Source organism: Azospirillum oleiclasticum, assembly GCF_013423485.1.
In the GTDB taxonomy this organism is placed as follows: domain Bacteria; phylum Pseudomonadota; class Alphaproteobacteria; order Azospirillales; family Azospirillaceae; genus Azospirillum; species Azospirillum oleiclasticum.
Genome location: NZ_JABFFR010000082.1, coordinates 1 through 7,442, shown reverse-complemented (window position 1 = coordinate 7,442; position 7,442 = coordinate 1). Strand labels below are relative to the sequence as shown.

Sequence of the window (7,442 nt, the reverse complement as noted above, 5' to 3'; positions counted from 1 at the left end):
GTGTAGCGCGCCAACTGGTTTGACACATTCGGACAGATGGTTTGACACCGGTTGAAGCGGGTTTCAAGGCGCGATGAAGGGGGCTTCACCCTACAGCGTCCAGCTCTTGGTTTCGATGACGTTGGAGGACAGCGACCACGCGATCTCCATCGCGGTGAGCAGCGTCGTCCAGGTGGCGCCATCGGGGCTGACGCGGACGGTCAGGTTGCGGGGCGGAGTGCCGTCGATCAGCACCGGCGTCGACAGCATGGACGTAACGGAGACGGCTGTCGGGCGGGGGAGCACGCGCCCGCCGAGGTCGAGGGTGAGCGTGCCGCCGGTCACGTAGGGCGCGGCCCAGCGGCTGGCGGATGAGACCGCGCCGAACGCCCGCCACGCGTTGGTGCCGTCCACATCCGCCGTCGCCGCCATCGGCGACGGCGATGAAGGGCCGGTCATCGCCCGCCACGGGTACGGGGTCCCAGCAGCGGTCAGGCGGAGCCCGAGCAGCACGATCGGAGCGTTATAGAAATTGCCGCCCACCGTCGCCTGGATATAGCGGTACGGGCGGCTCGCCCCGCACATTACGGGCAACATGATTCAGCCCCCCACCGACAGGAACATCGGCCCGGCGGCGATGTGGGTGCCCCCGTCGCGCGTCGCGAAAACGAGCCAAGTGGCCGCCGTGCCCGCGGCCAGCGGCGGCGGCGCCCCGCCGTCCCAGGTCACCGCCGCCGGCCAGGTGATGGTGTGGTCGCCGCCGCCTGCGATCTCCACCAGCCACAGCGCGCTGCCGGTGGCGGGCAGGCCGCTGAAGGTCACCGCGCAGTCGCCGGCCGCCGCGAACCGGGTGTGCACGGCCGCCGCGAAGCTGACGGCGACGGCACCGGTCTTCGACCCGAGATCCACGAACGCGGCGGCGAGGCCGCGGTATGTACCTTCGGTGCCGGTGCCGCCGGCCTGCATGGCGCCGGCGACGCGCTCGACATGGCCCGGCCCCATGAGGCCGGCCTTCTTGCCGGCAGCGACGGGAAGTCTCATGCGAAGGTCCTCCGCGGGTTGGTGGGGTGGATGATGAAGGGCTCGCAGGCCGCCATGATCGCGTCATGCTCGGGATGGGCGCCGTCCACGCGCAGATTGGCGTGCCAGCGGCCATCGACCTCCGCCGGGGCCAGCTCCTCGCCGGTCACCGGATCGACCGCCGGCGGCGTCAGCACCAGCGGTCCGATCGGGTCGAGCGCGTGGTGGTGGCCGGCCGTGAGCCAGCCGGGGGCGCCCTGCTGGTCGGTGCCGCGCAGCCAGGGCAGGGCCGCGGCCAGGGTCGCCTCGTCGGCGGCGCGGAGGTGGATGGTGTCGCACATCGGTATCAGCCTTGCGTGAGGAGTTGCAGGGTCGCATCGGGGACGCGGCGCGGGAGTAGCGTCACCCGCTCGATCCAGCCGTTCAGCTCCGAGCCGCCGCCGCCGCGGGACCCGACGGCCAGCGTGGTGACACCCGTCGTGGTCACGACGCTGGCGTCGGTCACCGGCGCGGAGCCATCGACCGACGCCGCCGCGTTGTTGGCCGCCCACGCCAGGGCCGCGCGGTGGCGCTGGCCGTAGGCCGGGGCGGCTTGCACGCTGAAACTGATGGCGCCGGCCTCCTGCACCTGTGCGTAGAGCAGTCCGTCATTCCAGTACCAGAGCGCCGTGTAATCGGCGGCGCCGTCCGTCAGCGCCGCCACACCGCGGATGGTCTGCGCACTGGCGGCGGCGACGGACCACGCCACGACGAGCGTGCCCTCCGTTGCGGACCACCAGCCAGCGGTGGGCAGGGCGCAGACGTCCGCCGCCCTGGTGACGGTGCCGCCCGCCGTGGCAATGTAGCTGGTGGGTGCGCCGCCGGCCTCCAACTGCGCGCCCCACAGGTAGAGGCCGCTGGTGCCGTCGCCGGTGTAGCCGATGGCCTCGCCGCTGGCACTGTTGCCCAGCATGAGGAGCACGAGGCCGCTGGTGGCGGTGGCGGTGGCCGTGATCCAGCACCGGAAGACGCCGCCGCCGACAGGCTCGATGCCGTAGGAGGTGGGGGAGCCGGTGATGGCCTGGACGGTGCCGGTGGCGAGGTTGACGGTGACGCGCGGCGCCGTGGACCAGCCGCCGCCCGACGTCTCCAGCTTCAGCACGCTGCGCTCGCCCGCCCGGGCGTAGCAGGAGAAGCTGTAGACCTGACCGGACACCAGCGAGACGGACTGTGACATCCGGTGCAGACCGTTGGCGGCGCTCTCCACCAGCTTGTCCATGGCCGTGCCGCCATCCGGCGCGGCTGCGGCGTTGGCGGTGACCGTCACCTCCGCCTTCGACCACGCAGCGGCGTCGAACTCCTGCGACCGCAGCAGCAGGTTGGTTGCCGCCCCCTCGATCAGCAGGCCGCGGCACCGGCCGGTGACCGGGTGGTGGTCGAACCGCGGCACCCCGGCCGCCGCGGTGCGCAGCACGCCGGCCGCGTCCCAATACGTCGCGGTTCCGAGCCGGCTGAACACCCCCGCCGGCAGCGCCATGGCGTCCGTCAGCACGAGGTCGAGCACGGACGGGATGCCGGCGATCTCGTCGGGCTCCAATGGATAAGCCGCGGTGACCGCTGTCCCGGCTGCGGCCTCGGCCGCCAGCTTGGCAGCCAGCACGGCGGCGCGGTCGGACGCCACCACCCCGGCCGCCGCCGTGGCCGTCGTCGCCGCCTCGCCCGCAGCCGCGGCCTGTTCTCCGGTCCATTGCGTCATGCCGCCGACCGCGGCCAGCAGCGGCTCGATGTTGACGGCCAGCCCGTTGGTGAGGCCGTCCTCGCTCTCGTCCAGCCCGCCGGGGTTGCCGGACGTGGCGTAGGCGTCGGCGTTCCAGTAGCCGGCGCGGGCGCGGTCGATGGCCGTCGTCGGCCGGTCCATGCTCATCCGATCACCTCCAGCAGTTTCACGTCGGCGCTCCAGTCCTGCTCGTTGTCTTGGGCGACCTCGATGCCGCCGTCCGCCAGGGTGGCGGGCCAGGTGCGGCGCCAGAGGTGGCGCTGGTCGGACGTGTCCTCGATCATCATCAGCACGCCCGAGCGGTCGAGCCGCTGGCCGGCGTCGGCCAGGACCATCGCCTCGTCCTCGGTGAGCACGGACAGCTTGAAGCTCTTGGTGCGGCCGGACGGGCGGCCGTCCACCAGCCGCCGGCCGCCCGGTGCCTCGTCGAAGGGGCTGCGCGAGGGGGCGCCGAGGCGCAGGCCGAAGTCGTGCGGCCAGGCCGGGATGAACGCCTGCCCGACGAACAGCATGCCCAGATCCAGCGGGTCGCCGTGGTTGTCGATCTCGATCCGCGCCGCCGCACAGCGCGGGCTGGAAGCCGGGCGGAGCACCAGCATCGGCGTCTTGCCGGCGAGGTCGCGGCTCCTCGGCCGGCCGCGCAGAACGTTCGGGTCGAACAGCTTGCGCTGGCGCAGCCGCAGCGGCGGCGGGTAGCCGGGCAGGAACGCCGCGTCCGCCCCGCCCCGCAGCACCGCACCGGCGCTGCGGTCCACCGGGTCGGCGTACCAGGTCACCCGCAGATCCACGTCGGGCCGCGGCGTGCCGCCGGCCAGCACCAGCGTGTCCCACTTGGTCGGCGCCGGGAACACGATGTCGAACAGCGCCTGGTCGGGCGTGCCGGCGACACAGCGCGCCGTGGTCTCGCGCACCGTGGGCTCCAGCAGGTAATCCAGGTCGCGTTCCCAGATGCCGCCGGACAGCGTCGCCGTGAGCGCCAGATTGTCGAGGAGCAGGGCCGCCGTCATCGCCGCCTCACCCGAACAGCCGCACGCGCATGGTCGTGCGCGACGGCGACGCGTAATGCACACCCATGAGCTGCATGTCGTCGTCGATCCCGTCCGGCGGATAGCTGACGTGCAAGGTGGCGCCCAGCGGCCAGGACAGGGCGGCGGCCGTCATCGGCACCACCAGCGCCAGCGAGCGCCGCGGCTCGCCATCGGCGCGCACCCCCAGCGCCGTCAGCAGCCGGGCGGCCAAGGCCGCCATGGCGGTGGTGGACGTGAGCGCCGTCTGGACCTCGGCGACGCGCGCCGCGTCGCCAAAGCGGTCCTTGGTCGGCTGGTGCCGCGCCACCTCCCGCCGCCATTCCTCGCGCAGCCAGGCGCCGCGGTCGGTCTCGCGCACGTCGGCCGCCTGCCGGTCGCGGGCGAGAACCAGATGGTTGCGGCGGCCCTTCACCGTCACCTCCCACACCGGGGCGGCGAGGTCGGCGTCGTCGATCGCCAGATCCAGCACCATGCCCTCGGTGATGGCGCCGACCGGATCGGTCAGGCCGAGTGCGGCCACCTGCCAGCGCCCGAGCGCGTCGGGCAGCACGGAAGCCCCCGCCGACCGCGCCATCAGCTCCAGCGCCGCCCGGTGGGTGACCGCCCCCGACCACCACGCCCCGACGCCGGCCGCGCTGGTCCAGCCGGTGAGCGTCGCGCCGATCGTGCCGGCGGCGGCGCGGGACAGCAGCCAGCGCACCGCGTCCGGTGCCGTGTCGGTGCCGGCCGGCCCCAGCGGGTCGATGCCCAGCTCGCCGCCGAGCGCACCGCCCAGCCGCAGCAGCGAGCGCGCGGCGTCCTCGGCGTATTGGGTGGCGGTCAGCGACAGCCCGTCGAAGGCGGTGCCGCCGGCGTGCGGCACCGCCGACAGCACCGCCGGGCTGCCGCGGTCGTAGAGGGCGGCACCGGCGCGCGCGGCCTCCGCGTGCCACGCCCACGCCCGCCCGGCCTCGTTGACCGCGACGCCCGGCACATGCAGCGGCCGGCCGAGGCAGAGCGGCGCCGTGGCGTCCTTCAGCGCGTCGCCGCCCTCGTAGCCGGTGTGGTCGGTGTTGGTGCCGAGGTACTTCCGGGTGACGACGTCGGTGTCCAGGGCGGCGCGCAGGTCCCAGATCGGCACCGTCATCCGCCCCGCCTGCTGGCCGCCGATGGCGGGCCGCGGCAAGCCGGCGCGGCCGTCCAGCACCGGCGTCATGTCCTGCCACCGCTGCCCCTCGACGCTCCGGCGCACCCGCAGCCGCCCCGGCGCGCAGCCGGCCAGCCACGAATAGGCGCGGTCGCCGTTGAGGATCACCAGCTCCCCCGCACCCACGTCGCCCGCCAGCCGCGACGGGTCGGCCGACAGCCCGACCGCGTAGGACGGCGGCCCGGCGAGGCGCTGGCGCACCGCGGCGTGCGGCCAGTCGGGATCGTCGCCCGGCAGCGGCAGCAAGGGGCCATCGCCCAGCAGGATGGTCTCCACCGTGCCGGAAGGCCGGGTGACGGTCAGTTCGGCCACCGTGACGGTGCGGGCGTCGGTCATCAGCGCCCCCCACCGGCCGCGGCCAGCTTGGCGATGCGATGGTTGGCGACGCGCTGCTCGGCCGCCAGACCCTGCACCGCGGCCTCGACCGCGTCCATGCGGTCGTACAGCCCGGCGATCAGCTCGCCGACGCGCAGCACCGCCGCGGTGACGCCGCCGATCGCGGTCACCACCGGCTGCATGTCCACCGTGACCACCGGCCGTGGCACCGCGGCACCGAGGAGCTGCGCCGGCGTCATGTAACGGGCCGGTCCCGTCGCCTCGACCTCCCACGAGCGTTCGCCGACGACGCGCAGGCCGCCGAGGTGGTCGCCGCCGCGTTCGAAACCGGGAATGCCCCGGCTGCGCGCGACGTCCCGAACGTTCAGCTCGATGTCCGTGTCGGGCAGCGTCGCGGCGTAGTCGTAGAGCGGCCGGTAGGCGCCCAGCGGCAGGCCCGCCAGCACGCGCGCCTTGTCGGCCTCCATGGCGGCCCAGCGCTGGCTGCGGTACGGCTCCGGCAGGCCCAGCGACCCCTGAAAGTCCGCCCAATAGCCGCGCATCCACTCCACGCCGCTCTGGTTCGGCACGGCAGCCGCCGCGGCGATCAGGGCGGCGTTGAGGCGGTCCTGCTGCCCGGTGGTGACGATCCAGCGGTTGTAGGCGGCGTCGTTGATGTCCCCCTGCCAGCCCATGTCGCGGGCGACCGCCGTGAGCTGCGACGCGGACAGCGACTGCCAGGCCGCCCAGGCGGTGGCGGAGCTGCTGTAGGGGGTGGCCGACGCGGTGGACAGCCCGCGGGTCAGCCGCTCGTAATCGGCCTGTTTGCCGGACGAGACCAGGAAGTCGTTCAACGCCTCGGCGTTGTTCGCATCGCCGGTGAAGCCGATCTGGCGCGCCACGCTGCTGCGCGCGGCGCCGGACAGGCCGGCCCAGCCCGCCGCCACGTCGGCCGGCGCGCTGTAGCGCTGGTAGCCGGGCAGGCGCCGGATCAGCTCGGGCAGCGACGCCAAGCCCGGATCGCCTTGTTGCAGGCGGTTCTTGATCTCGTTCAACAGCCCGGCCTGCTGCTGGCCGCCGCCGGCGATGCGCTCCAGCCACGCGACCTGCGCCTCGGCCGTCTCCGCCCGCCGCTCCTCCGCCGACTTGATGGTGAGCGACAGGCCGGCCGTGGCTTCCTGCCCGGCCAGCACCGCGCGGAAGGCGGCGTCGTAGGCGGTGCGGTCGCCGGACAGGGCGTTCTGGCTTTCCAGCCATTTGCGGCCGGCCTCCTGCAACCGCCCGGCCGCCTCCTCCGCCGCCGTCCGGTCGGCGTCGGTGGCGGTGCCGGCCTGGACCTTGCCCGCGAAGGTGGCGACGGTGGCGGCGAGACCCTCGAACTGGCGCCGCGCCTCGTCGCGCAGGGCTTCCGGCCGCAGGTTGGACAGGTTGGCGTCCGTCAGCAGGTTCTGGTTGGCCGCCTTCATGGTGCGCGCCACGCCGTCCCAGGTGGACGCCGCCTGCCGCGCGGCCGAGGCGATTTCGTTCTGGCTGGACGTCAGCTCCGAGGTGGCGGTGGACAGCAGCGACGACCAGCTCTGCGCCAGCCCGGCCTGCGCCTGCGCCGCCTGCTGCGCCGCCGCCTGCGCGGCCGTCTCGGCCGCCGATGCGCCGTCCTGGTAGGCTTGCGTCAGCCACGCCACGCCGGCGTTGTACTGGTCGATGGTGATCCGCCCGCCGGTCAGCTCGGCATCGAGGTCGGCGAGTGCCGCCCGCATCTGCGCGGCGCTGGCGCCGCCGGTGCGGATCGCGTCGAGCACGGGCGTGAAGGTGTCGCGCAGCGCCCCCAGCGGCGCGCCGCCGAGACCCGCGGTCGTGAGTTCGTAATCGAGGTTGCCGCGCCAGTTGGGGTCGATCGCCCGCTCGACAGCCCCCAGCCCGCCGGCGCGCGCCAGCAGCACGGCCTGCGACTGCGCCCAGGCGGTGGTGATGGTCTGCACCATGCCGGCATACTGCTCGCCGCTGATCACGGCGCCGCGCAGCGCGGTGTTGGCGGTGTCGAGCGCGTCGTTGACGGCGGCCAGCGACAGGGTGCCGGCGGTGGCGCCCTGGTCCAGCCGGTCCAGCACCGGCGTCAGCGTCGCCGCCGCCGCGGCGGTCAGGCCGAGCTGGGCGGCGA

Annotated in this window: 7 protein-coding genes; all 7 read right to left on the bottom strand. The window is 74.2% G+C overall.

Annotation, left to right across the window (positions count from 1 at the left end):
• Positions 1-90 precede the first annotated feature (90 nt).
• The gene (locus HL658_RS36225; protein ID WP_180287743.1) at positions 91-576 is read right to left on the bottom strand and encodes a hypothetical protein; all 486 of its coding nucleotides are present in this window, start codon (positions 574-576) and stop codon (positions 91-93) included.
• Positions 577-579: 3 nt separating this feature from the next.
• The gene (locus HL658_RS36220; RefSeq protein WP_180286944.1) at positions 580-1,020 is read right to left on the bottom strand and encodes a hypothetical protein; all 441 of its coding nucleotides are present in this window, start codon (positions 1,018-1,020) and stop codon (positions 580-582) included.
• Complete coding sequence (locus HL658_RS36215) at positions 1,017-1,340, bottom strand: hypothetical protein (RefSeq protein ID WP_180286945.1); 324 nt, start codon at positions 1,338-1,340, stop codon at positions 1,017-1,019. The genes HL658_RS36220 and HL658_RS36215 overlap by 4 nt, the downstream gene beginning before the upstream one ends.
• A gap of 5 nt (positions 1,341-1,345) precedes the next feature.
• Entirely contained in the window at positions 1,346-2,902 is a 1,557-nt protein-coding gene (locus HL658_RS36210) for a phage head spike fiber domain-containing protein (protein ID WP_180286946.1), read from the bottom strand.
• Positions 2,899-3,762: a hypothetical protein gene (locus HL658_RS36205; protein WP_180286947.1), complete on the bottom strand. Its 864-nt coding sequence runs from the start codon at positions 3,760-3,762 to the stop codon at positions 2,899-2,901. Before HL658_RS36205 ends, HL658_RS36210 begins: the two co-directional genes overlap by 4 nt.
• 7 nt (positions 3,763-3,769) lie before the next feature.
• Positions 3,770-5,305, bottom strand: a complete 1,536-nt coding sequence (locus HL658_RS36200; protein WP_180286948.1) for a hypothetical protein — start codon at positions 5,303-5,305, stop codon at positions 3,770-3,772.
• On the bottom strand, positions 5,305-7,442 hold a 2,138-nt coding region (locus tag HL658_RS36195), incomplete at its 5' end, for a hypothetical protein (protein WP_180287742.1). The genes HL658_RS36200 and HL658_RS36195, both read right to left, overlap by 1 nt.

Bases quoted from the DNA above. Each gene is read 5' to 3' on its own strand.
- HL658_RS36200 (WP_180286948.1), bottom strand. From the start codon at position 5,305: ATGACCGACGCCCGCACCGTCACGGTGGCCGAACTGACCGTCACCCGG.
- HL658_RS36215 (WP_180286945.1), bottom strand. From the start codon at position 1,340: ATGTGCGACACCATCCACCTCCGCGCCGCCGACGAGGCGACCCTGGCC.
- HL658_RS36220 (WP_180286944.1), bottom strand. From the start codon at position 1,020: ATGAGACTTCCCGTCGCTGCCGGCAAGAAGGCCGGCCTCATGGGGCCG.
- HL658_RS36225 (WP_180287743.1), bottom strand. From the start codon at position 576: ATGTTGCCCGTAATGTGCGGGGCGAGCCGCCCGTACCGCTATATCCAG.
- HL658_RS36210 (WP_180286946.1), bottom strand. From the start codon at position 2,902: ATGAGCATGGACCGGCCGACGACGGCCATCGACCGCGCCCGCGCCGGC.
- HL658_RS36205 (WP_180286947.1), bottom strand. From the start codon at position 3,762: ATGACGGCGGCCCTGCTCCTCGACAATCTGGCGCTCACGGCGACGCTG.